The 21,770-nt window shown below is 52.1% G+C and carries 22 protein-coding genes; 5 read left to right on the top strand and 17 right to left on the bottom strand.

Going from position 1 to position 21,770, the window contains the following annotated elements; all coding sequences use genetic code 11:
• Window positions 1-6 precede the first annotated feature (6 nt).
• The 4 genes from AADB16_RS14040 to AADB16_RS14055 form a co-directional block, all read right to left on the bottom strand.
• Window positions 7-1,290 carry a TRAP transporter large permease gene (locus AADB16_RS14040; protein ID WP_410804135.1) on the bottom strand — a complete coding sequence of 428 codons (1,284 nt, stop codon included), beginning with the start codon at window positions 1,288-1,290 and terminating at the stop codon, window positions 7-9.
• A complete protein-coding gene (locus AADB16_RS14045; RefSeq protein ID WP_410804137.1) occupies window positions 1,287-1,814 on the bottom strand; it encodes a TRAP transporter small permease in 528 nt (175 codons plus the stop codon). The genes AADB16_RS14040 and AADB16_RS14045 overlap by 4 nt, the downstream gene beginning before the upstream one ends.
• A gap of 61 nt (window positions 1,815-1,875) precedes the next feature.
• Window positions 1,876-2,928 (bottom strand): DctP family TRAP transporter solute-binding subunit, encoded by a 1,053-nt coding sequence (locus tag AADB16_RS14050; RefSeq protein ID WP_410804139.1) that lies wholly within the window; start codon window positions 2,926-2,928, stop codon window positions 1,876-1,878.
• 245 nt (window positions 2,929-3,173) lie between these two features.
• Window positions 3,174-4,076, bottom strand: a complete 903-nt coding sequence (locus tag AADB16_RS14055) for a LysR family transcriptional regulator (RefSeq protein WP_410804141.1) — start codon at window positions 4,074-4,076, stop codon at window positions 3,174-3,176.
• Window positions 4,077-4,253: 177 nt separating this feature from the next.
• On the opposite strand from AADB16_RS14055, the gene AADB16_RS14060 reads away from it, so the two are divergent.
• Window positions 4,254-5,774, top strand: coding sequence for a M81 family metallopeptidase (locus AADB16_RS14060; protein ID WP_410804143.1), 1,521 nt, complete (start codon window positions 4,254-4,256; stop codon window positions 5,772-5,774).
• A 720-nt stretch (window positions 5,775-6,494) separates the two neighbouring features.
• Here AADB16_RS14060 and AADB16_RS14065 read toward each other — a convergent pair.
• From AADB16_RS14065 to AADB16_RS14080, 4 genes are all read right to left on the bottom strand, one after another.
• Window positions 6,495-7,307, bottom strand: coding sequence for a hypothetical protein (locus AADB16_RS14065; protein WP_410804145.1), 813 nt, complete (start codon window positions 7,305-7,307; stop codon window positions 6,495-6,497).
• Between the two features lie 102 nt (window positions 7,308-7,409).
• Complete coding sequence (locus AADB16_RS14070) at window positions 7,410-7,943, bottom strand: DUF6624 domain-containing protein (RefSeq protein ID WP_410804147.1); 534 nt, start codon at window positions 7,941-7,943, stop codon at window positions 7,410-7,412.
• Between the two features lie 90 nt (window positions 7,944-8,033).
• A complete protein-coding gene (locus AADB16_RS14075) occupies window positions 8,034-8,435 on the bottom strand; it encodes a GFA family protein (protein WP_410804149.1) in 402 nt (133 codons plus the stop codon).
• Window positions 8,436-8,518: 83 nt separating this feature from the next.
• A complete protein-coding gene (locus AADB16_RS14080; RefSeq protein ID WP_410804151.1) occupies window positions 8,519-9,199 on the bottom strand; it encodes a class I SAM-dependent methyltransferase in 681 nt (226 codons plus the stop codon).
• Window positions 9,200-9,483: 284 nt separating this feature from the next.
• On the opposite strand from AADB16_RS14080, the gene AADB16_RS14085 reads away from it, so the two are divergent.
• Together AADB16_RS14085 and AADB16_RS14090 are read left to right on the top strand one after the other, a co-directional pair.
• The gene (locus AADB16_RS14085; RefSeq protein ID WP_410804153.1) at window positions 9,484-9,969 is read left to right on the top strand and encodes a hypothetical protein; all 486 of its coding nucleotides are present in this window, start codon (window positions 9,484-9,486) and stop codon (window positions 9,967-9,969) included.
• A 43-nt stretch (window positions 9,970-10,012) separates the two neighbouring features.
• Window positions 10,013-10,561 carry a GNAT family N-acetyltransferase gene (locus tag AADB16_RS14090; protein WP_410804155.1) on the top strand — a complete coding sequence of 183 codons (549 nt, stop codon included), beginning with the start codon at window positions 10,013-10,015 and terminating at the stop codon, window positions 10,559-10,561.
• On the opposite strand, the gene AADB16_RS14095 is transcribed toward AADB16_RS14090, so the two are convergent.
• From AADB16_RS14095 to AADB16_RS14120, 6 genes are all read right to left on the bottom strand, one after another.
• Window positions 10,548-10,961, bottom strand: coding sequence for a hypothetical protein (locus AADB16_RS14095; RefSeq protein ID WP_410804157.1), 414 nt, complete (start codon window positions 10,959-10,961; stop codon window positions 10,548-10,550). The genes AADB16_RS14090 and AADB16_RS14095 overlap by 14 nt on opposite strands.
• A 35-nt stretch (window positions 10,962-10,996) precedes the next feature.
• A complete protein-coding gene (gene panB, locus AADB16_RS14100; RefSeq protein ID WP_410804159.1) occupies window positions 10,997-11,827 on the bottom strand; it encodes a 3-methyl-2-oxobutanoate hydroxymethyltransferase in 831 nt (276 codons plus the stop codon).
• A gap of 22 nt (window positions 11,828-11,849) precedes the next feature.
• The gene (locus AADB16_RS14105; protein ID WP_410804161.1) at window positions 11,850-12,038 is read right to left on the bottom strand and encodes a hypothetical protein; all 189 of its coding nucleotides are present in this window, start codon (window positions 12,036-12,038) and stop codon (window positions 11,850-11,852) included.
• 3 nt (window positions 12,039-12,041) lie between these two features.
• Entirely contained in the window at window positions 12,042-12,455 is a 414-nt protein-coding gene (locus AADB16_RS14110) for a hypothetical protein (protein WP_410804163.1), read from the bottom strand.
• A gap of 233 nt (window positions 12,456-12,688) precedes the next feature.
• Window positions 12,689-13,156, bottom strand: a complete 468-nt coding sequence (locus AADB16_RS14115; protein ID WP_410804165.1) for an NUDIX hydrolase — start codon at window positions 13,154-13,156, stop codon at window positions 12,689-12,691.
• A gap of 185 nt (window positions 13,157-13,341) precedes the next feature.
• On the bottom strand, window positions 13,342-13,569 hold the full coding sequence (locus AADB16_RS14120) for a hypothetical protein (protein WP_410804166.1): 228 nt from the start codon (window positions 13,567-13,569) through the stop codon (window positions 13,342-13,344).
• On the opposite strand from AADB16_RS14120, the gene AADB16_RS14125 reads away from it, so the two are divergent.
• Window positions 13,568-15,181, top strand: a complete 1,614-nt coding sequence (locus AADB16_RS14125) for an ABC-F family ATP-binding cassette domain-containing protein (RefSeq protein WP_410804168.1) — start codon at window positions 13,568-13,570, stop codon at window positions 15,179-15,181. The genes AADB16_RS14120 and AADB16_RS14125 overlap by 2 nt on opposite strands.
• Window positions 15,182-15,252: 71 nt before the next feature.
• Here AADB16_RS14125 and AADB16_RS14130 read toward each other — a convergent pair whose 3' ends face one another.
• Complete coding sequence (locus AADB16_RS14130; protein WP_410804170.1) at window positions 15,253-15,717, bottom strand: GNAT family N-acetyltransferase; 465 nt, start codon at window positions 15,715-15,717, stop codon at window positions 15,253-15,255.
• A gap of 129 nt (window positions 15,718-15,846) precedes the next feature.
• Window positions 15,847-16,320 (bottom strand): GNAT family N-acetyltransferase, encoded by a 474-nt coding sequence (locus tag AADB16_RS14135; protein WP_410804172.1) that lies wholly within the window; start codon window positions 16,318-16,320, stop codon window positions 15,847-15,849.
• Between the two features lie 556 nt (window positions 16,321-16,876).
• Between AADB16_RS14135 and AADB16_RS14140 the strand changes: the two genes are divergently transcribed.
• Window positions 16,877-19,456: a hypothetical protein gene (locus AADB16_RS14140; protein WP_410804174.1), complete on the top strand. Its 2,580-nt coding sequence runs from the start codon at window positions 16,877-16,879 to the stop codon at window positions 19,454-19,456.
• A gap of 388 nt (window positions 19,457-19,844) precedes the next feature.
• Here AADB16_RS14140 and AADB16_RS14145 read toward each other — a convergent pair whose 3' ends face one another.
• On the bottom strand, window positions 19,845-21,761 hold the full coding sequence (locus AADB16_RS14145) for a UvrD-helicase domain-containing protein (protein WP_410804175.1): 1,917 nt from the start codon (window positions 21,759-21,761) through the stop codon (window positions 19,845-19,847).
• Window positions 21,762-21,770: the final 9 nt, after the last annotated feature.

Consider the following 21,770-nt stretch of genomic DNA (forward strand, 5'->3'; position numbering starts at 1 on the left):
GTTTCGTCAGTTCAGCCCTAGCCAGGACGGAAGTGTGAGCGCGATAGCCGGAAAGGTGATGATCAGTACGAGTACCAGCACCTCCACCAAAATGAACGGCAGAATACGTATCATCAATTTTTCAAAGGAGACCTTGCCTATCGAAGCAGCTACGAATAAGCAGGCTCCAAGAGGAGGTGTAGCCAGCGCAATGTTTAGATTGACAATCATGACAATGGCAAAGTGCAGTGGGTCGACGCCCATTGACACGGCGATTGGATGAAGGATGGGACCTAGGATGATCAGCACAGCTGTCATCTCCATGAACATACCAACGATCAGTAGTGCGAAGGAGACAACGAATAAGAAGGTGAGCGGCTCACCGCTAATGCCGAGCAAAAACGCCGCCATTTCCGTCGGAACTCGTTCCTTGGCTAGAACCCACCCGAGGATCGAGGCAGCGGCGAGAATAATGAAGACCGAGCCGGAAGTGCGCACCATGTCGTATAGCAGTGAACCGATCTCTTTCAAGCCCAGGTTGCGATAGATGATTACGCCTACAATCAACGCATAAAGCACTGCCATGGCACCGGCCTCGGTGGGCGTGACGACGCCACCCAATATTCCGCCCAATATAATAATAGGCATCATGAGCGGCACTATGGCTCGCCGCGTCGCGACCGCCAAGGGCGGGGTGTCATGGCGCAACGAAGCTACCGGAAGGTCATCGCGTTTGGCTCGCCAAGCGATGTAACCCATCAACGCAACCGCCATGAGGATGCCGGGCAAGATACCTGCAGCGAACAGGCCGGCGATCGAGACCTGCATCAGCGAGCCATAGATCACCATAATGATAGAGGGCGGAATGATCGGACCAATCACCGACGATGAAGCGGTGACAGCTGCGGCGAAGGTACGGTCGTACCCCTGAGCATGCATGGTGGGAATCATCATTCGACCAATTGCAGCAGTATCGGCTACAGCAGCGCCGGTCAGTCCAGCGAACAATACTGAGACCAAAATATTGACATATGCGAGTGCCCCGCGCACGCGACCGACCATAGCATTGGCTAGATCCACGAGGCGGTCAGTGATCCGAATGCGGTTCATCATATCGCCAGCCAAGATGAAGAACGGCATGGCCATTAGAGAAAACATGTCGATGCCCGAGAACAGGCGCATGGGCACCAATCGCAGCAACCCCGTGCCGCCGCTATCCAGAAGGGCAGTGATTGCGGTGATGCCGATGGCAAAGGCCAACGGGGTTCCGAGCACTACCAACAGCGCGAACAGGCCAATCATCAAGATCATGAAACACCTCCCGGCTCGATAGCGTGGTTGTCCTCTTGTAACCCTCCGGTAAACATTAACAAGGTGCGCAGCAGGTGTTGTACGAGCATCAACGCACCGGCGACGGGTACGGCGAGCAGTGGCCAGAGCATGGAGACACCCAGCGCCGCAGCCGATTGATTTGCCCCACGCCAAGCGGCAGCCCAGCCTTCGACAGTCATCACCCACAAGAAGCCGGCAATGGCAATAGCCACGAGAAGATCTCCAATAAGGCGCACGAGCCGGGGCAAGCGTTGCCGAATGGCATTGATGCGAATGTGCTCGCCATGTCTCAGGGTGATGGCCGCGCCGACCAAGCCGATCCAAACCATGAGATAGCGTGCCAAGGCTTCGCTCCATATCAGAGGGTCGTTGATGACGTAGCGAAAGAACACTCCCCCCAGCACTACGCTTACCATTGCGGCGCCAGCCAAAACTAAGGGGACCAACGTAGCAATTTCCAGCCAGCGAGAGAGGCGGTGAATCCAAGAATGAAAGGAGGACACAAGTTGTCTCCGGTCAGATAAAATGAAAGATTAGCCCGCCAAAGCGGGCATCGAGGGTCAATTACTCGGAGCCGTAGACATCTGATTCGGCAGCATTCACGGCGTCGAGTAGCGCCTCAGCGAGAGCTACAGCTTCGTCTCCGAACTCAGCCTTGAGCGATTTCATAACGGCAGGTACCGAACGCTCGCGGAATTCAGCTAGCTCATCTGGACTTGGCGAGTAGACTTCCAAGCCCGCGTCCTGCAAGAATTTAGTGCCGAACTTGGTGGCCCGAAGATTTAACTTGGCGCCGCGACCGGCAACCTTGGCTGACTCCACGGCTTGGCGGAAGATACGTCGCTGCTCGCCATCGAGCTTGCTCATGAAACTGTCGCTGGCTACCCACCAGTCTGCGCCATAGAGATGATTGGTTAGAGTGGCGTAATCCTGGACTTCCTGCAGGTTGCCAATGGCCATGATGGGAGTCGGATTGTGCTGTGCATCCACAACGCCGGTCTCCATAGCACCGTAGAGCTCATCCCAGGGCACTGGCGTAGCGGAAGCCCCCAAGGCATCCATCATTGTGATGTGGCTGGGTACCTGCATGGTGCGCACACGGAGGCCCTTCATATCATCTGGGCTTTTGACCGGACGCTTGCTATTAGTGAAGACATAGAAGTCTCCCGCAGTTACTGCCAGTATGTGCAAGCCGATGGTTTGTTGTAGCTGTGCAGAGAGATGGTCACCAAATTCGCCGTCAAAGACACGCTCAGCCACAATGGTATCTGGAAAGGCGAAAGGCAGATCTATCGCATTCATGGCTGGGTAGAATTGGCTAAGCCCGCCAATAGACGCCACATTGACGTCTATTACGCCAGCCTGAGTAAGCTCCATGCGGTCACGCTGGTTCCCCATAGAACTTGCTGCGTGTATATCGACGGTCATCTTGCCATTCGACTGAGTCTCAATCACATCCTTGAATACCATGGCAGAGAGGTGAGCCGCCGATGTCTCGGGGTTGGCGGGCTCCTCGTGAGCCAAAGTAATGGTCATCGCTAGCGATGGCAGCGGCAAGGACAGGCACGCGACCAGCATGGTTAGTGAAAGTTTTTTTATCGACTTGTATGCGCTCATGGTAACCTCTTTTACTTTTGTTTTTATCTTTCAGCGTTGTGGAACTCGTTCGCCTGATGGTGCCGGGTCACTGTACGGATAAAGATTTTTATCTCATTCTGTGAGCCAGCCGAAAGACTCGATTGCGTTGCCCAGTTTCCGATGCTCGGCATGACACGACGCCTTTCATCTCTCAACTGTAGGAGTGCAGGTGCTCTCATACAAGCATCAATAGTCGATACCGGATTGCCGAAATTAGAACGCTGCTATGAGGGCGCTTGACGCAAATGCTTGGCTAGAATGTCGCAAAAACGTCGTGTCACTGGTGGCAGAATCCGATGCCTTCTAGCCATCAGTGTGAGGTTTGCATCGCGCAAAGGTGGGTCCTGAAGTGGCTTGGCTAATAATCGCCCGTCGCGCAGCTCGTTGATGAAGGAACACTTGGGCAAGATCGACACGCCCTGACCACTTAGAGCGAAGCCGGTGAGGCCAAAGATGGAGTCGCAATGCAACGGTGCGTGCAATTGTATGTCTGCTCGCAGTCGAGCTGCGCGGTCTATGAGGTCGCGTAGGCCGTAGCTGCTGTCTGGCGGGATAGCCAAGGGGAAGTCAGCGAGCTCGGCTAGTTCAGGTGAGGCATGGGGAAAATCAAAGCTGGGAGAATGGACAGCGTAGAGTGGTGCTGGCACCTCTTCAAGCGTCATGACATCGCGATGCAGAGGTGGGTCAAGGGCCAGCCCCAGCTCAACCTCGTCAGCTGCCACTGCCTTTACCACACCTGTGCTGCCAGCGCGGTTGATGAAGATTTTGACCTCCGGTGAGCCGGCTCGGAATTCGGCGACGGCATCTGTTAGGATGCTACCAATAACCCCTTCCACACAATGCAGGCGAATCTGACCACGCCTTAGATCTTTGATCGCCTCTATCTCTCCCACCACCCACTCCTCGTTGAGCAGGGTCTGACGAGCATGGCTGTAGTATAGGCGACCACCATCAGTTAGATTGAGCCCGCGCGCATGACGCTCGAACAGTGGTATACCCAAGTCTTCCTCAAGTTGTATTATTCGCCGGCTAAGTGCGGACGCCGCTACGTTTAGCTTCTCGGCTGCCTTACGGATGGACCCTTCATTGGCAATGGTATAGAAATAGCGCAGTTGTACGTCTCGCATAATTCTGTCTCCTGTGTGATCGACGTTCGCCATCATCGGTGCACGCTGCTACGACAACCAGGCGAGTCCACGATGTGTATTGACACTCCATAGCATTCCGGGTAAAACGTCTCCTCCGATGCTGCATGCATGACGCCCCCGATACGTTGAACTAAACGATGGGAGTGTACATCAATAATGTCGCACAACATTCTGCTCGCGCAATTCATGCACGAGACCAATACGTTCTGCGCCCGTAAGACGGGTGTGGAAGCCTTCCGAGGTTTTTACTGTCACGAGGATAGTGCAGTCATCTCTGCACTGGCTAACACTGAAAACGAAATTGCTGGCATGGTCGACGTGGCCAAAAATCAATCTTGGTCGCTCATAACTCCGGTGGCTACCTTCGCCACACCGGGCGGGCCCGTAACGCAGGCAGCCTGGGAAAGCTTTGGAGAACGTATTCTCTCCGCAGCTAGCGAGGCGGATTCTCTGGATGGTGTTTTGCTGTCGCTCCACGGTGCCATGGTGCTAGAAGATGGTCAGGATGGCGATTACCGGCTTGTGCGCGAGTTGCGTGATCGTCTTGGTCCGCAGGTGCCTATCGTGGTTAGCCTTGATTTGCATGCCAATCTCGATCCAGCAATGGCGAACCACGTACAGGCCATAGTCTCCTACAAGTCTTTCCCACATGTGGACATGCGATCCACGGGGCGCAAGGCAGCTCAGTTGCTTGCCGACATGCTCGAGGACTCGCAGCGCTCACTGGCAACAACAGTAATAAAACTACCCATGATCACATTGCCAGAAGGTGGCAGAACCGATCGCCCACCCATGACCGATCTGCTCGCCTTGGCCCAACGTCACGAATCTGCCCATCCGGAAATTGCTGATGTCAGCCTCAACGCGGGTTTTATGTTTTCTGACGTGCCAGAGATTGGCCCTTCAGTATCCGTCGTTCATCGAGCCGCCCCAGCCCTAGCTCTGCGAATTGCCAGAGAACTCAGCGAAGCGATGTGGCAGGCCAGAGATGCCAAGCAGGAAACAGTACTCAGTCCTGAGGAGGCGGTCAGATTGGCACTCGCCCATGAACCTGAGCGCCAAGGTCCACTGGTTCTAGCAGACCTCTCGGACAACCCGGGTGATGGAGCTTATGCCGACAGCACTGCGTTGTTGGTAGCGCTCAACCATGCTTACTCTCGCGTCAAGGCACCGCCGGCGACGCTATTCGGTGCCCTACACGATCCTCAGGCCGTGGAGGCGGCTTGGCGGGCCGGGGAAGGCGAGACGCTGGAAATATCCATCGGCGGCAAGGCCGATTCAAACTTCGGCGGCCCCCCCTTTATCGCTACGGTCCAGGTGAAGAGACTAGGCGACGGCAAATATCGGGTGGAAAGCCCCATGTGGGAGGGAGTGGAGCAGTCGTGCGGCCGCTGCGCCCTATTGCTAATCGGTACTATTGAAGTGCTCGTGACTAGTCTAGCCACCCAAGCGTTGGATTTAGGCATATTCCGCAGTATGGGCGCCGACCCGGCCGCCAAGCGAGTGGTCGCACTTAAGTCGACCCAACATTTCCGAGCGGCATATGAACCGATTGCCAATTCTATATACTTGGTCGACAGTGGCGGGCTAACGAGTCCCGAGCTATCACGCTTGATTTTTTGCCGTATTCCGAGACCAATCCACCCCCTCGATGCGGAAGCAACACCAGCGACCTAAGCCTCAGCGGCAAGGACTTCCAAGAATAAGTGTGCTGATCTTTCAGTAAAGACCAGGACCTCACCAAAGACCATGCGAAGTACCTCGAAAGCCAGCTCATTGCCATCACCGAACAATCAGGCCCTTGTGGCCTGATCAACGGTACCGCGAACGATTACACTATGTGCTCCCAGCACTCCGCTCAGGCTGGCATGGCGACTTTCATCGAGAAAATCCGCACCACTCTCCCGGTCTTAGGCAGCAATTGATGAAGCCATGGCGCATCACTCAGACCAACCAACACACCCTCAGGGCTCATAAACCTTGCCACTGTTTTCCCCCAGGGTTCAGTCCGAGCTTAATGAAAGAATTCCTGACCCCCTTCCTTCATTTCGTGCACTGCCGCATCCACCAACTCAAATTCAATTGTAGCCGTCGGCTCAGGAACATGGTCAGGCCATTCCTCCTGCCCAAAACAAGACTGGGCCGCCATAGAGAGGGGCCATACCCCGAAATGACTCGCTCCGGGGAACGTATCCATGAAACGATAATCGTCCATCTTTTCTAGCGGCAAGCCTAGCGCACCCTCATACAAGGACGCACTTGCCGCAGAATCTTTAGTAATTGACGCAACCCCCCCCAATACTCTTAATTTCCATTCATTCCCCCGCCACTGATGGAGCTGGCTCATATCTGCGTTAGTATGATTTGACTCGTTAGCCGCGTATCACTGTGAGCCCATTAGCCCTTGCTCAAATGCTGCTTGATTTTCCTGGGCAATTTCATTTTTTTGTCGAGCCATCGCAACACAAATCGGGATCCATTTGGCGCATGTGGACCGGTGAGAATGTCCAGGGTTGTGACAGAGCCAGATATGCGCAGATTGAAATCTTTATTGGGGACTTCCGCAAGATCCACGTGCACAGGAGCGAACCATGGGTTGTACAAGTTGAATCCCTCGACAAGATCCTGATCAAACTTTCTGAGAGTTTCTTCTATCGGGGGCACGCCGATCCTCTGCCGTAAGCCAAAAACAAAGCTATCAAGCGCAAATAAATAGCCTGTGTTGAAGTTAACTCCAAACGAATTATAGCGGTTGTCGGGACTTCCCTGCATTTCAATGCCATTGATGAATTCAGCTACAGATAACCCTTCAATGGACTCAGAGACGTTTTGGCGAATCTTAATTGCTGGATGGAAACTCGTGTCAACGGTTAAGAGCTCAGCATCTACTGAGCACGCTTCAGAGTATAAATCGGCAATAGGATGACCTCTGAAGCGATTAACCGAAGCACCCCTCATTAAAAGAAAAGCCTTGAGGTATTTTTCAAGTGCTTGACACGCAGCCCAAAAAAAAGCGCGATGCATTCCTTTTTTTGCCAGTAACCGAGCAGTCACATAGTCTTCATCTGCAGGTTTAACAAAAGAATCGCTGATTACTTGTACAATGTATCGTTCGATATTGGCTTGCTCATAGTCAGGTAGTTTGTCGAAGTGCTCAAGCTCATCTCCACACTTGAAACTGTATATGTAGCTCAATCTTCTTTCGTTCATTCAGCTTCTAACCTCGAACAGGCGCAGAAAGTGTTCCGGCGAGCGCGGCGCAGCAAAACGGAGACGAAGGCGACCGAGTGCCGCGCTTGGTTAACTGGTGTGCTAGCTGTTGGCACGTCTCGTTCGTTCCTGCTCAGTCATTTGTTCTAAACGCTCCTCCAAAGAATCAAGCCCAAGGCGCGCACGGCGCTCATTAACCGAGGCGGAGTCCTTGATGGGAAACGGTGTTGGCCACCCGTTTTCATCAACATCAAACTGGGTGCCGTAATATTGTGGCTCGCCGGCTAACGTCCGCACCCGATCCTGAAGAAACGCCAACTGCCAACCCTCGGCGTCGCCTTTCGCAACGGCTTCCTCCAGCAAGTGAACGCATTCCGCCATGAACCCGGCCTCGGACACCGAATGCTGAGCCACCAGCCAGGCGGCTTTGGAGGCTTCCTCCCCGACCAAGGAAACACCAGGCCAGCAGTGAGCTCTGATGATTTCCTGCAGGCGGGAGGCGTTGCGCTGGTGCAGTGCTTTCAGCCGGGGATGGTAGGAATCCGACGGTAACTCGCCGGAATCGAAGAGTCGCTGTAACAATCGCTGGTCTTCTATCAGCATCATGATCAGCTCATCCGCAAGACTCTGATTCATGGGCTCCCTCCCAGTTGATGCCACAAATAAGCGCCGCCCCGGCAGGGGCATCCGGTGGCAGGCCTTCATGCCGGAAACTCGATTGATTTGTTAAATGTCGTCTCGCCACTCTCTATGCTTACACGCCCTATCGTACTCAAGCCATGGCACGTCGTGCGACACCCAAATATGAGCCTTTGGTTTTAAACCGGGATCATGGTCCAGAGTAGCTACCCGAACAATGACGTGGGGTTGCACAGGCCTTTCAGCCACCAAATGGGAACCACAGCGTTTGCAAAAATGGCGCAATTTTCCAGGGGATGATTCGAACGTAGAAATAGAACGCTTACCTCTGAGCCAATGGAAATTCTCGCGCTTTACTCCCGCAGTGGAGGCGAACGGTGCCGCATGGGCTTTACGACAAGTCTGACAATGGCAATGCACGATTGGCATATCCACTGAGTCGATTTCGTAACTTATCTCGCCACACAAACAGCTTCCCTTCAACCCCATGAGAGATCTCACTCTGTAAATTTAAAACTTAGCTTTGGAACGTGCCGAAGTGGCCCGTAGGGTCGTCCGACAACAGCCAATGGTTATGCCGATTTTGCCACCAACATCTCAGTAGCGCCCTTTTGAAAACGATAGCTAACAGGCTGCAACGAGACAGCGATTCTGTCAGCGGATAGTCCCGCCATGACCGAATCAAGGTGCTTTGAGGTTTTTCCGTCCAGCGAGACAACTGGAAAGACGCGAACCTCAGAGGCAACTCTGCATAACTCCCGCATTGATGCCAGATGGGCCGCCCGATCTAAATGATCACTGTAAAGGAAAAGAAAGTGAGAGCAGAGTGCCAGATCAAACTTGGAGTCAGAGAATGGCAGCATAGGCAATGACGCCGACACATACCGTCCTTGTTGGTAACCAGCATCAAAATCGGACAGGAACCGCGACATAGCTTCCATCCGAACCTCGCCAAGATGCTCAACGCTATTGAATGAGTCCCAAACATAACTGTCTGCGGCCTGTTGCATCTTGGCCATGATTTCTGGGTACACCTCGCCAATTCGGTGACGCACTTCATCAACCTTGAATTGATATACCGGATCACATGAGATGACTTGGCATCCTACCTCTGTCGCCTCAGCATTGAAGCTGGCCGGGCCATCGCCGCAACCCAGAATTTTCTTGTTCAGGTCATCATTCGATAGCTCAAACATCGCCTGATATTCCTTTAGCGATCGCCCCCACGGAACTACATTAGCTAAATCCAACATCAGCTCTCCTTAGTCTGTTTGACGAAGCACGGTGGTGACGAAGGAGCCGCGTAAAGCGGCATCTGGCAGCCTGATCGGTCATTGCCATACTGTAAAACTTAGAAAGCCGCTCCGCTCAGTAACTTCATTATACTGCAAATGGTTTTGTGGTATGACGGCAGGTGAAGTGCGCGACCTCGAACAGTAGCTCCATGTGTAATAATGTCGTCAACGGAATGCGAATCAAATGGTCATCACCGTCACTCAGTTCGTTTAACATTAAAGCATCTCAAGATGGAGGTTCTATGCCAATGATGCCAAGAATTTTATTGCCGCTTTTTCTAACCGGCCTTTCTGTACTTCCCGCCTTCACGCTGGCCGAAAATGCCACTCCTGAGGCCTACATTGGCAGCAAGCATTTGGTCTTGGAAATCCGGCACTGCGAATGCGAAGCCGTCAAGCCGAATGGTCATCCGTCCGTATTGCTGTCAGATTTTTTGCAGGAGTCGAGTGTTGTGAAAACGGCTGTGTTTACTGAAGATAACGGCTTCGTCGCGTCCGATTACGTCACCATGGGATATGAATTCAGCCCGATCAAAGACTCATCCAACACGTTCTCGTTCAACTATGCGGGTACACATACGACAAGCAGCGGACAAAGCTTGGGAAGTGGGGAGTTATTGCTGGAAAAAGGCAAGTGGGTCCATTTGTTTGGCTCGCACCACGAAAGTACATCAGGAGCACGCCACGCCAATGTTGCAGTACGACTGGTGGAATTCGACGGTTCCTGAGGGCCAATTTTAAAAATTCCAATCATAGGTACACACGGTGTATGTGTTTCAAACGAAACGACTAATCGTAACGCAGCTATCCCATCAAGATATTCCCGCGCTCACTGAGATACTGAGTGACCCTGAGGTCATGAGGTATTCCGTTCGAGGGGTTTGTGATGAAGAAGCTACCCGCAAATTCATATGTTGGTGCCAGGAATGTTACGCATCCCATGGTATGGGTCCATGGGCATTAACTGAGAAGAGGTCGGGAAAACTTGTTGGCTTCTGCGGTATTGGGCCTGAGCTAGTCGGAGGGGTTGAGGAGATCAACCTCGGTTATCGATTAGCGCGGCGATACTGGAATCAAGGGTTTGCAAGCGAAGCTGTTAAAGGGGTGCTGCGGTATGCTTTCGATCAAAAACAGTGTGAGTCAGTAGTGGTCATTATAGAACCAGACCATGCGGCCTCAGTTCGAGTAACTGAAAAGGCTGGGTTCGCCTGCTACACCATGCAAGAGTTTCATAATAAGAGGGTACGGCTGTATCGGATGACAAATGACGACAGGCGCCTTCGTCTCCACGATGAATTAGCCGTAGTCAGGAATCAATGACCCAATCCCGGTAGAGCTCAGGGGTAATTTCTTCAATCAACACTGGCTCTACAGAGACTCGCGAAACCCACTGATGAGCATCTATTTGCTCAAAGGGTTCAGATCGCAACGTATAGATATACCCCTTCTCATGCCAACTTACTTCAGTATCCCTCAGCATTATCCGGGGTGGACGTTGCGAGGTGTCGACCGAGAAAACTGCACGAGGGCTCAGGGGGTAATATGTGATTGCAAACGGAACAGCTAAATCCCGCTCTGAGACAGCATAAATACCGTGCTCGTTGTCAGCCTCACCATGTCCAATACCCTGAGCTGGCTCTAGCCGAACGGTTTTTTGTCGACTACCGTGATAGAGATACTCAGGCTTGCCCAGGTTCGGCTCATTCCCTTTGTTTCGCACTTGTTCACACACAACCCCTTGGCCCTCCAGACAATCTAAGTTGGTTGCTTCTCAATCCCAAAGCAATGCTCCTCTGCGGGAAATTCGCCGGCTCTGACCTCTCTTTCATACAGCGCAAACACATCCTTGATTTGGGCGCTCAGATCGACGTACTTTTTGGCAAATTTCGGCGTGTAGTCAGAGAACAAGCCCAGGATATCCTCCGTTACCAGCACTTGGCCATCACACTCGGGAGACGCGCCAATACCAATGGCAGGAATGGCTAAAGATTGCGTAACACGCCGCGCGGCGGCTTCAAATACCCCTTCAATTAAGACTGAGAACGCGCCAACAGACTCAAAAGCCTGTGCTTCTTCGACCAACCGTTGGGCTGCAGCCTCATCTCTGCCCTGGGCCTTAAATCCGCCCATAGTGTTTGCATGCTGAGGACGCAAGCCAATATGTGGCATTACCGGTATACCACGACTGACCAGGAACTCCACCGTTTCAACAAGCTCTAACCCACCTTCAACCTTGATGCCCTGAGCACCAGTTTCCGTCAGTAAACGCGCCGCGTTTCGGAAAGCCAGCTCCTTGCTTTCTTGATACGAGCCATAGGGCATATCGATAACGATGCAGGCTTTCTGGCTGCCACGCACCACTGCTGCACCATGGTTAATCATCATATCCAGAGTAACGGGCAACGTAGAATCGTATCCGTAAGCCACCATCCCTGTGGAATCCCCGACGATGATCAGATCGACAAAAGGGTCCATGAGTTCTGCCATGGGCTTCGTGTATGCTGTAAGGGAAACAATGCTACCTCGCCCTTTCATGGCCTGAATCTTAGAGGTTGTTATCTTCTGGCTGGAAGTATGAGTACTCATATTCACTCCTATCCTTGATCAGTTAAATCACAACGAAATTGAGAAACCGCACCACACCAAACACCACAACGCCCGAGACGACCGGCCACCCCAGGGACTTTGTTTTCCACCAGACTAGCAGAGTTACGCATCCCCCAACAGCCGTTGCAACCCAGGCATTCAGGGTGCCGGCTGCGGGAACCATCACCGCAACCCACAGTTCACCAGTCATGCGTTAAGCCTCCGCCCGTGTATTGGATTGCATCGCAAAGAACACCGCAGCGTCCAGAAGCGCCGCAAGGCGGGTGTGCGCCAGGGCGAAGACTTGATCCGTCAGCCCGTGCATCAACCAGAACCACCACCGGTTCCCGGTGAGCCAGGGCGCTAGGTTCGGGCATACACCAGATGCCGGGCATTGATTAGCAGCGGAGTCGCATCCCGTACCCCGCTCAACCAGGCGTGCCCGCCCGCGCTGGCTGTCTGAACACTCATAATTCCTCACCTTCTTTCTGGTACACGGTGGTAACCAGTAACGTCGCCTAGGCTTCCCGTGTCCGGTAAAGGTGTGGCTCTCGCCGGCCCGCAAATGCTGGCTTTGGCCGGTGACACCGACTTCCAGTTGACCGCTGCTGACGGTAACAGACTCCATCGTTCCTGGCGTATGCCCCTCCGCCATACGCGTCGTGTTGGGGGCACAGGACATCCAGTAGGCGTCTACCCGAGGACCTCATCTTCAATTTTGAGGCTCAACGACCTTCCTCGAACAGGCCATAGAGCTGGAGGCTCTCAAACTCTCTATCAGTCATGATCAAAAACTGTATTGTTGCGCGCTCGTCCAGTAGCAGTGTAAGTTCGCAGCCTCCTAGGCCTCCTTGATCCCGCTTACAGACAGCCTGGCGCAGACACTAAGGCATAGGCCTCCCGAGCGATTTCTTCCACATCTAGGCTCAGGGCAAGATCACTTGTACCCAGGGTTGTCATGGGAACGAACGCCGCATCCAGTGCATCATCGCCAGCTAACGGTTCGCCCGCTTCCCAGAAACACAGCACCGCAATCAGAACAAAGTGGGAGCGAAGACGCCCTTCATCATCAACATCATATGCATCCACGGCATTGAAAACTTTCCTGGCGGCAGCCTGAACTCCGGTCTCTTCATACAGTTCTCTCACCGCCGCCATCTCGACTGTCTCTCCCAACTCTATCTTCCCTCCCGGAAACCCCCATCGACCTGCATCTGGCGGGTTGACACGGCGCACCAGTAAGACCTTCTCTTTCCTGAAAAGTACAGCAATGGTCGCCACCACCGGGTGTTTGTATCGATCCATCAGAAACTCACTTTCAGTTGCCATAAAACGCTCATCCCATCGTTGTTCTCAAGATATAGTCAAACACGCCGCTCCCCCCTTCGGATGGTCCGGAAATGACCTCAATTTACCCAAAATACAGGACGATTTACTGGCTCGTCAGCCTTTAGTGTGCTGAGTGCTCCAAGATACCTCCATAGCCTGTAGCTTAGTAACCAAGCACCTAAAACTCATACAGGTGTTGGATGCCGCCGGACATTTAACCATGAACTTGGCGATTCAATCTGTTGAAAATACTGCATTGTCCATTTCTGCAAGTGCTTGTACAATATTTGGTCTATCTCTTCCAATATAAGGTGTTTGTCCAATGCGCCATTGATGCCGCCGTTGTTATGACGGCCAGTCTCCACCAGCCCCCAGTAGCAGGGGGAGTTCTTGGCATCTTTGGAATCAAGCATGACGAATACTCATCTCGTACTGAAAAACGTGTCCCACGTTCTGCCAGACGGCAGAACTCTTTTCTCCGACCTTCACGAGCAGTTCGATATGCGCTCAACGGGACTGGTCGGACGCAATGGTGTCGGCAAAACTTTGCTAGCACGCATCTTGGCTGGGTTGATACAACCAACCACCGGCCACTGCCAGTGCTCCGGCAGCGTGCATTACCTCGCCCAGCAAATAGTGCATCCTGACGGTTCTACAGTGGCCGAATTGGCGGGGGTAAAGCACACGCTGGATGCGCTAGCACGTATTGAGTCAGGCAGTACAGCAACGGAGGATTTCGATGCAGTAGGCGATCACTGGGACATACACCAGCGACTTCGCTATGAACTTGAGCGCAATAACTTGGGCTTCTTTGAAGCAGATACACCTGCCAGCATTCTGAGCGGCGGTGAGGCGATGCGAGTTTCCTTGATTGGTGCCATGCTCTCGGATGCAGACTTCTTGATTCTCGATGAGCCGAGCAACCATCTCGACCGACCCAACCGACAGGCGCTGATCGAACAACTACAACGCTGGCCGCGTGGGCTGATCGTGGTCAGCCATGATAGGCAATTGCTGGAGTCCATGGAGCGCATCGTGGAATTGTCTTCTCTGGGGCTGCAAAGCTATGGAGGCAACTACTCATTTTACGCCGAGGCTAAGGCACACGAACGACAGAACGCCCTACAAAACCTGAGTGAGCGCAAGCTTGAACGCCAATGGCAGGAACAGGCGATGCGGAAGCAGCGTGTACGGCAGGAACAACGGCAAGCGCGCGGTAACCGGCGAGGCAAAGAGGCCAATCAAGCCAAGATCTTGCTGGATCGTCAGAAAGAGCGCAGCGAGACATCGTCAGGCGCGCTGCGCCAGAAACAGGCCTCCAGCCAGGCACAACTCAACCAACGCGTGCGTGAAGCCGCACAACAAGTTGAAGATGAGTCGCAAATAACCCTGCATAAAATACCAATCACGCAGGCCGCAAAGCGTCGCGTGGCCGAATTGAATGACGCGGAGCTGCCGTACGTATCGGGAGCAACCCGAACCATAAGCCTGATCCTGGGTGGACAACAGCGTATAGGTGTAGTCGGCCCGAACGGTTGTGGTAAATCCACATTGCTTCGGGTGTTTGCAGGGCAAGTTTCGCCTTTGGCTGGGGTATCCAAGGTGACGCCCGAGAGCGCATATCTCGATCAGCGATTAGAAAACCTGGATCCAGAGAAGACGGTACTAGAACAGTTACGATTAGCCAATCGCACAGCTACCGAAGGGGATCTACGTATGCGCTTGGCTCAACTAGGACTTGACGCGCAGAAGATAACAACACCCAGCGGGTCGCTGAGCGGCGGTGAGCGTCTAAAGGGAGCTCTCGCTTGCATACTCTACGCCGATTCACCACCGCAACTGTTGTTACTTGATGAACCGAACAACCACCTTGATTTGCCCTCAGTACAGGCATTGGAAACCATGTTGCTTAGTTACCAAGGCACGTTGATCGTGGTGTCGCATGATGACTCATTTCTGGAAAACCTTGGACTAACAGATCGCTTACTTGCTACTGAACAAGGCTGGAGTTTGGAGCCACGTTAATGAGGACCAATTGTCATCCGAACTACCAAAAGCAGTCGCTCACACTACACTTCTGGCACACTTTACTGAATTTACGGCGCAATCAAATAAAAATGACCAAATTCACCGTTGTTGTAACCTGACTGTCTTCTATTCCATCCAAGCTTTTCAGCTACCCGTTTACTCGCTTTATTGTCGTCGGCAATAAAGACCTGGGTGTTCGAGAAATCAGCTTGCGTCGATAGCCGCTCAATAACTATTCTGCAGGCTTCGGTTGCTATTCCGCGCCCCCAAAACTCCGACCGCAGGAAGTAACCGAAATCCCAAATATCATTGATTTTCTTAAGGCCACAGAAACCAATGAACTCATCTGTCTTCGCATCAGCAATAGCAAAACGGGAAGGTTTGTGTAACGCATCGTCAAACCAATCCATTGCCTCTGTCTGTGTGAGGGGGCGATGAGGCCCAAGAAACCGCATCACTTTAGCATCTCGTAACATCTCTAAAGCCAACGTTCGATCTCTTTCTTCGGGGCACCTGATCTTCACTGAACTCATAGCTGCAGCATCTCTGACGTATTAAGGCTCTCGTTCGCAAACAGACTAATGGTTGCAGCGTGCGCCCATGGAATGGAGCTGAAGGCACAACGGAAAGGGTACGAATGCTGCAATAGTTATTTTTTTGAATCAACCCTCAAGATTCAACTTCATCTCGAGCAAAGAACCACGAAAGCCAAACTTCTCATACGCTCGAACCGCAGAGTTATTCTCCGCGTAAACGTCAAGGTAGAAGTCTGCCACTCCTCGTTGTTGGCCCCAGCCAACCAAATCTTGCAAGATAACCTTGTTTAGCCCGAGCCCTCTATACTCCTCTGCTACATACATGAATCCCAAATATCCATGCTTATTATGGTCCAAGGCAGGCTTTGAGTGGCGTAATTGAACGTACCCTGTAGCGACGATATCGCCAGACACCTCTCCAACGACCAACCGACTATCACGATCCGAAATCAGCTTTTCGATGTCGTAGTAATAGGCATCTTTATCTTTCAAAGACGAATTATACGGTCGCTCGGCATCAATCACTTTTTGTTCCAGTGCAACGAGAAAACGATAGTCGTCATCCCTTGCTTCCCGCACGTTCAACCCATCTAAATTCATTATTGATCCAATCTCGGTGACTCAGCACCATAACGCTGAGCGAAGCCCCACCCTGTCAGGAATGCGCCCGCCTTACGCAATTAGTTAGTTCATTCACGGCCAGCTAGTAGCTCAATACCATACCAAAGATGACGCAGGTGCATACCACTATTGGTCTTGCCCCGTATCAATAGATACTCCTAGCCTATGATTGGAGCATAAGAGGAGTTGCCATGAGCAGCCAACGTTATCTGGCAAGCCCACGATCCGTGTTGATATAGTCTTCCCAATATAGACCCTTTGGGGCGGGACCTTAGGCGGCAGCCAATACTCTTTGTCTTCAACAATTACTGGATCAACGCACACCGAGGTCCCTTCACAATCGGCCGGCACGGGCTTATCACAAAGCCCCCTCATCAAGCATTCAATCAGCGCATGCCGGGATAAAAATTGATAGGCCTTGTACTGATTCATGAATCTGCCGCGGTAACATGCATCGGGAAAGTGATAAGCAATGAAACGACGAAAAGCGGCTTATACACAGTTGGCATCTAATTTGAATTCTTGAGGCGCATGGATGAAATCGCAGTTCTTTGAACACGTTTTGAATCACACCGAAGTTGAGTTCAAGCACTTGGTCGAGGATGGGGATATCGAGTCAGCGCGCCTTATCATCGAGTATTGGCGCTCTGAAAATAAATGGGATCAAATCTGTGATGTCATAGTGCATCACCGTGATCAGCTTCCTGACTCCTGTGAACTCTATCTCGCCGAATGCGACGAGATTTGGAGTAAGCATTTCGACAGCAAGCACATCCCTCTCGCCAACAAAAACGTTTGCGAGTCCCATATTGAGAGCCTTCAAGCGATGGCCCGGTATTATTTCCGGAAAAAGGGCTGTTTCACATCCAATGTTCAAAAACACCGCCAGCAAATAAGGGAGTACAGGAAAAAAGTGCCCAGTAGAGAGCATCTCTGGGATGTTCTCTATGCAGAAACGCTGAAGGTCAGAAACAAGCGCCACCTAGATCGGGTTCTTGAGCTATGCAGCCCTGCAATCAGGAACGGTGACAAGGACCTCGACTCCAGTGAGCTTGCCTACATTGCGCTGACAATTGTTTTCAATGCTGCCTTGAGAGCGCGAGAGCCGGAAATAATTCGAAAGGCTCTCGGCTCGCTGTTAACCATGGGCCATCTCATACTTGATGACAACTCTCTGATATCCAAGACAAGCCTTTTTGGCGCCTTGGAATCATCTTACGACTGCTCGCCATTCGGTGACATCAAGGGAACGTCAACTACTGCCCATCTTTCACGACTGTACCTAGCTCTTTGTCGGCACGAAAACTATGCTAATGAGTTAAAAACCCTTGAGAACCATCTTTGTACTCATGGGCCTCAAGATCCGATTAATCCGGCGTCCCTCTACCTTGATCTGACCCCTTTGAGCTACCCTCTCATCGCTCCGATTAGCGAAGATCATCTCTGTGACTTGATCCGACTGAAACAGGGTGCCCTCTCCGGCCTTGATGATACAGAAAAGCGCCTTGCCGCATTGTGTCATGCTGTTGGGGGAGTTGCTTCAATCGGCCTGGGAGAGAAAGAGACAAATAAAGACATCCGAAGTCTGACTGAAGACTGCGAGACCTTTTGGGCATCCCGAGGATTAGCCCACCGAATAATTCGAGATGGGCAACCACGCTTAGTACCCATTGCGTTACGCTACCTTCGAGATGCCTATGAACGCACTGGCTGGTCTGCGCAAAAAGGTGACCCTCTGTTTTTATTCGCTTTCGGAACAGAGGCCTTGGCATCGAAGATTGACGTGCTTGCCCAATGGATTTTGAGCCTCGAAACCAAGGATGCTTTCAACCAAGCTGTAGAAGATGTTCTGATACCTGTAATTGCAGGGCTGCCAAGCGTAGAAGACGAGGGTGCCTGCTACAGCAACGAGACAAAAGCCTTGATGATGGAGTGCGCCTCAAGGTCTATTCTCCGCCTCACACCAACAGCAGTGGAAGCTTTTGGAATGGGGTTCAATTCCATGGGGGCCCACGAGGAGCTGCTTAGCGTAATGGAGGGCTGGCTTCAGTGCTCTGACATGTCAGGTGATGAACTCGAGAAAAGCATTTACTGTGAGCTTACCAGCACTGTCGAGCTTTACCTGCCTCAAAGACTAAGGATTGAGCATTTAATCCGAATGCAAGGGTATTTTTCGGAAAAAATGCATCTAGAACAGATAGATGCGATCGTGGATGAGCTTGAGAAGCAAATCTCCGACTCTACGAAATCGACCAACCACTATATGATTTTTCAATCATCCAGATCTCCTGCAGAACGCCAGAGCCTGGATGACATTCCGCTCCGGGAGATTCTGCACTTGGGAGCTGTATGCTCATTCCTTGAGTCTCCAACCGGCCAATCCATAATCCCCTTTCGAAATGCTGATGGGCACCTCACTATTAACCCTAATGGCTGGTCCCCGATGCTCAAAACCCTGTTACAGCACCAGCTACTCCAGATCCGAGCTGACGGCCCCGAGGGCTCCTTCGATCTGGATCAAGACGGTATGTTGAGCTGGTACCCAGCTGAGGTCGAGTTGGCGGTCAACGTGCGTGTAGACGGTCAAGCTGGGGAGAGCCAATCCGGAATAATGCTTAGCCTCCCTACCCTAATCCGCCGACGACTCCTTGCCACTCCTCTGGAGGAACTGCTCTCGCTCTGGAATTCGCTCATTCGGGCCGAAACGAAGGAATATTTTTTGCGGTGCCTAGAGTACTTCGATTTTTCTTCGGAGCCCGTTAAAGGTGACGATGAGGTATTTCTGGATACACCAAAGCACTTTTCGCTCGAGGAGCTACTTAATCTGATCTACAACAACTGCAGGGCAGCAGCCGGTGATCAGAAAGCGGAGCGCCGATCGTTGGTGCATGCAAGAAACCGGGCACGCAGGATGCTCAAGACCCGTCTGAGCAATGCAGTATCCGAGGATTGGCATATTGGGCCTGGGTTCCGCGGAGACCTTATGCCGATTCCGTACCTAGTGGAGTATTTTTCCGAAACTTTTTTGCCTCTCGGACAAACCGTTTATGAAAGGGAGAGACCCAATGTCTCCTCAATCGAAAAAGCCCTCTTGGCACTTCGGGTAGGTAGCTGATGCACTGATGCATTCTTGACATGGGTTCCAAGATTTCGCTGCATAGCGCATCTCCCTCTGTTTATTTGTATAGGGGGTTCAATAATTTCCTTCTCCCGCTCCAGATGATTGCAGCGGACTACCCCAGCACCGAACAGCGCTTTCGCCAACCCCCAAGGACGCACTAGCCGGCGGAATCATATCACCTTGATCCTGCACCAAGCTGGCTGCTCCAGTTTGAACTCGGGAGAAAAAGAACGTCGCTTTCTGGTCATCAGACACCTCGTTTATGATGGCGATATTACCACCGACGTTGGCGCTCGAAATCATTGGCCACTACAAAGCCAACGTTATCTTCACTAATAGATTGGACCCTGAAGAATGTAAACATGCGAGTGATACCACGCACTCAACATGTTTCGATGTCCCACCCCTTTGCTACCAGGGCTGTTATCGTGTCCTCATCCACCCGAGATTCATTAGCTGCTAAACACAAGAAATCTGTTGGCCTAGACATCGCAACGTATAAGTTCCGCATTTGCGCCCGTTGAGTGACCGTTAGCTTGCCGTAGCCTTTGCCTATGCCGGCAATAAAGGGAAGCGCCATCTGCAAATCGAAGCGCTTGCTGTTGCCTCCGTATGACTCCAACACTAATGATGCAACGTGAGTTTCACCCTTCATACTGGCAACCGTTCCCAAGGTATACTGCAGCTCTCGGCCGGCATTGCTTAATTTACAAACTGTCGGCAGTTCATTATGTCTGCACTCTTCCGCTTCTTGAGAGTGCGCGAAGATATCAAGCGCTGTGAACTCCTCAATAGTCATTGCGCTGGGCAGGAGATCGGACAGGCCCTGGTACATCTTGGAGGCGAGCGAAATCCAGTCGTCAGTAGACACCAAGGAGACAGAATTCAGTGTTAAATCACGGATAAGCCTCTGAAGCGCTCCAAGGTTGCCCTCTTGCTCCCTCACCGCACGAAATAGGGAGCGGCCATTGCGCACTCCCTCGCTCGAAGGCGCCTTTGCCGCTCGCAGCACCAAAAGAACAGCTTGCCGGACTTCGTATGCGCGTGCAGACAACGTTGGCCGGTCATGAAGATCACGCTGGACGGAGAGTAGAGCCTGCAGACTATCTTTTGGAGGTGTTCTGTTTGCTTGACCAAAGGCGGGCCAGTAGTCCCCCATATTTCGACCAGGTACCACTTTGCCTTCACCTCCGCGCCGGGCGCACATTACTCTGACAGGCCGTTTTTTCAGCTCAGCATCGTTGAAACGATCCAGCACCAGTTCACCGAAACGAAACACCACACGGTCGATGTTGGTCGTTTTGTACAGGATCATAGCAGGGTTGCAAGCACCACGCGCCTCTCCTACAACGGGTAGTTGGCTGCCGCGAATACTCTCCACAGCCTCTGCAATACGTTGACCAAAACGTTTGCTGGTACTGATAGTTCCGTGACCTGTTCGGGGAAACGTCAATTTCTCAGACTCAGGATCTCCGGAAATGATTTGCTGGTCGATATCGCCGAATCGTTGCACTACAGAGCGGCTATCAAAGAGTCGGTTGAGAATATCCTCTTGCTCCCACGACGTGTCCTGCATCTCATCAATGAAGACCATTGGAAAGCGCCGGTGAATCACATCCAGCAAATGCGGTTGTTCAGCAAGAGCGAGTTCAGCAAAAGCAAACATATCTCGATGTCGAAAAACGCCTTCATGCGCAAGCGCTTTCTTCAATCCAGCCATTTGTTTGAATGAAGCTGTATGAGGTCTTGGCAACTTCCCGCCTTCTGACAGAACCTCAAGCCTGGAACTCTTGTAGAAGAGCTTCGATACGAGCTCTTCACCATTACGTTGATTTCGGATCCAGTAACGTAGCTTGGAATTCCGGGGGCTGTTAGCAAGTGACCAAGCCCGCTTCGCGAATACCTCATCATCAATGACATCCAGATTAATCCCTAGACAACGTAATGTAGACATTGCCAGGAACTGATTGATAAAGCCGTGAATGGTCCCGACGAAATGCGGGTAAGACAGTAGCCGCGAGCCTTCTGCCGATGCTGCTAGCCGGAGTGTGAGCTCCTCACGTGCAATGTTCGTGTGACTCAGAATACAAATTCCCTTGTGGGAATGAGGCCATTTTTTTGCGAGCAGAAGAAGCTTAGCTGCAAGCAGAGATGTCTTACCGCTGCCTGGTACAGCATTGAAGTCCCTAGTGCCGTTTTCAAGCAATGCTTCTCGTCTTTCTTCGTCGTCGAAACACAAATCGGGTACGAGCTGCTCAAGATCACCCAAATCCTTTGCGACTAAGCTCACAGCTGCCATAAAGCCTTT

Source organism: Marinobacter sp. KMM 10035 (genome assembly GCF_046537445.1).
Classification (GTDB): Bacteria; Pseudomonadota; Gammaproteobacteria; order Pseudomonadales; family Oleiphilaceae; genus Marinobacter; species Marinobacter sediminicola.